General features: G+C 36.3%; 4 protein-coding genes and 1 pseudogene. 4 read left to right on the forward strand and 1 reads right to left on the reverse strand.

The features are described from left to right. Positions 1–237 precede the first annotated feature (237 nt). Genes DWA30_RS13160 through DWA30_RS13165 form a run of 3 tightly spaced genes read left to right on the forward strand, consistent with a single transcriptional unit; the run spans position 238 to position 987 of the window. Positions 238–441, forward strand: a complete 204-nt coding sequence (locus tag DWA30_RS13160) for a hypothetical protein (protein WP_136073121.1) — start codon at positions 238–240, stop codon at positions 439–441. Positions 442–454: 13 nt separating this feature from the next. Continuing rightward, on the forward strand, positions 455–643 hold the full coding sequence (locus DWA30_RS01190; protein ID WP_114490708.1) for a hypothetical protein: 189 nt from the start codon (positions 455–457) through the stop codon (positions 641–643). A gap of 59 nt (positions 644–702) precedes the next feature. Beyond that, positions 703–987 (forward strand): hypothetical protein, encoded by a 285-nt coding sequence (locus DWA30_RS13165; protein WP_136073122.1) that lies wholly within the window; start codon positions 703–705, stop codon positions 985–987. A 123-nt stretch (positions 988–1110) separates the two neighbouring features. Here DWA30_RS13165 and DWA30_RS01195 read toward each other — a convergent pair whose 3' ends face one another. Continuing rightward, positions 1111–1350, reverse strand: a complete 240-nt coding sequence (locus tag DWA30_RS01195; RefSeq protein ID WP_114490709.1) for a hypothetical protein — start codon at positions 1348–1350, stop codon at positions 1111–1113. 380 nt (positions 1351–1730) lie between these two features. Between DWA30_RS01195 and DWA30_RS01200 the strand changes: the two are divergent. Beyond that, a pseudogene (locus DWA30_RS01200) lies at positions 1731–2102 on the forward strand (MutS-related protein); the annotation flags it as partial.

The following is a 2102-nucleotide window of genomic DNA, read 5'->3' on the forward strand; positions in this document are numbered from 1 at the left end:
CAGCATTCTTAATACACCCGTATTGGTACCTAATAATAATGCACCAGATATCTTCTCCACTGGAATTGTCAACTTACTGCCTTTTGCATACACAATATAATCGGCATAAGACGCCATCGGCATAAAAGCCAACAATGCGATCAGCAATCTTTTCCACCTTTGTCAATCCGGAAACTTGCTCACAATATCAATACTATGCTATAATATCCCCACTCAGAAACAACACAGGCAAATCACATGAACGATTGGATGTCCGGGAAAATTGAAGCCTGCATTGAAATCTCAGAAGGCTCTCCTGAAAAATTCAAGGCTCTCGTTCTCAAGACGACTGACTTGACCAGCGAAGGATTTCACGAAATGAAACCACTTAACAAAGCCTACCAAATGATGGAGCAAGGCTTCGACATCGATACTATCTGCAAAACCACACTCAATTACTAAAGGAAACCACATTATGCCATACCTCATTTTCTTTATTGCGTTCGCCTACTCTTATGTCTGCAATGAACACTTCGGAAAAAACTGGCTTCCGCAAACACCCGAAGAAGCCATTGCCGATGGTATCTTTGCTCTTATTTTCTCTTTGGGATGCATTGCACTTATTATCGAAAAACACATCAAAAGCAAAGAAAAAATCGAATGACATTGAATTATGAATCTGCTATAATAGACTCATAAACAAATTACTCAGGAGAGTAACTCATGGATTTCATCATTCATTTCTTCGAAAATGCTAACTTGATTGAAATTATTGGACTTTCTATCTTACTCATGATTTCCGGATTTTTCTCTCTTGCGGCCATCACTATGTCGCTTTCTTTTGGGATTTACTCCTTCTTCCGGCTTTTCTCAGTAGACAAAAACAAGAAGAAATCCAGATTTAATGGTTCAAAACCTTCCAGTAGCTTCTTTAATACAACGGTCGCAAGCTCTTCTATCTCAAACTGCTCTGGCTCTTCAGGTTCTGACGGATGCGGCGGGGGTTAAATATACAATTCCAGAGAGGGCAAAGACCCTCTCTTTTCCCTTCTATTCTTAAATAATTGAGACCCCTTCATTCTTTCGTTAAATTACAATACGAACTGTAATTTCAGTAATGGTATTATAATATTATTCTCTCGGCAACCAATGCGGATTATGCATCAAAGAATGTCTGCCACGACGATACGCCTGATGCTCCTTAATTAACATCAAACCCTGAAAATCATCCCAGTACCACACAGACCGCTCACTTTTCTCTGAGGGCGGGGTCTTTTCAAATTGATTCCATTTTGTGAAATCTTTGTTATTCAATTGCTCTTTTTCTTTTAAAAGCTTATCCAGCAACGATTCTTCAACTTCTTCAGACATAGAAATCTTCCTTTGTTCATTTAATGTTAAATTTATAAATACAGTAATATAACAGATACACTCATTCTTTTCAAATTTAATTAACAACTGTAATTTCAGTAATAGTATTATAATATTTTAAACGCCCACTTCTAAACGCACATCATCTTCCTTGGGTTTTTCGGCTTCTCCTTTACCATCTAAACACTCATGACTTTCGTTTTTTCAACATATCTCAGAAAAATAACATCATATTCCAATAGTAAAACGACAATACGCCTTTTTATAATTTCTTGAAAAACAATTCCCAACCTGATAACATCTTCACATCATCAACAAGGAGAAACTTTTGAAAAAAACACACATTATCTTCCTCGACACTCCGTGTGCACAGAATGCTTTTGAAAAACATTACCCGGAACTTTCTCGTAATATTCAGGTATTCTATAAAATCAAAAAGAGCACTTCATAAAGCACTAGTTCATATTAATAATGAAGAACTAAAAATTGCTTCAAATGATTTTCACCATAGAGAAACAGGAGCCCAGTTTCAAGACCCAAAACACTTTTATTGCTTAGATATTGATCTCTTTGGAACGGGATCTTTCTTTCAATATATTAATAGAACCATCTCTTCTGAAGGTCAGCTTAAATTAGCCAACGAGCTTAAAGCAAATAATATCACACAAATTGAAAAACGCCAAGAAGCAATTAAAGATTTATCTCAAAAAACAAAATGGACTCAACATTATGCGGCTACAGCTAGCTTGATA

Source organism: Candidatus Ulvibacter alkanivorans, from assembly GCF_003333325.1.
Classification (GTDB): domain Bacteria; phylum Bacteroidota; class Bacteroidia; order Flavobacteriales; family Flavobacteriaceae; genus Ulvibacter_A; species Ulvibacter_A alkanivorans.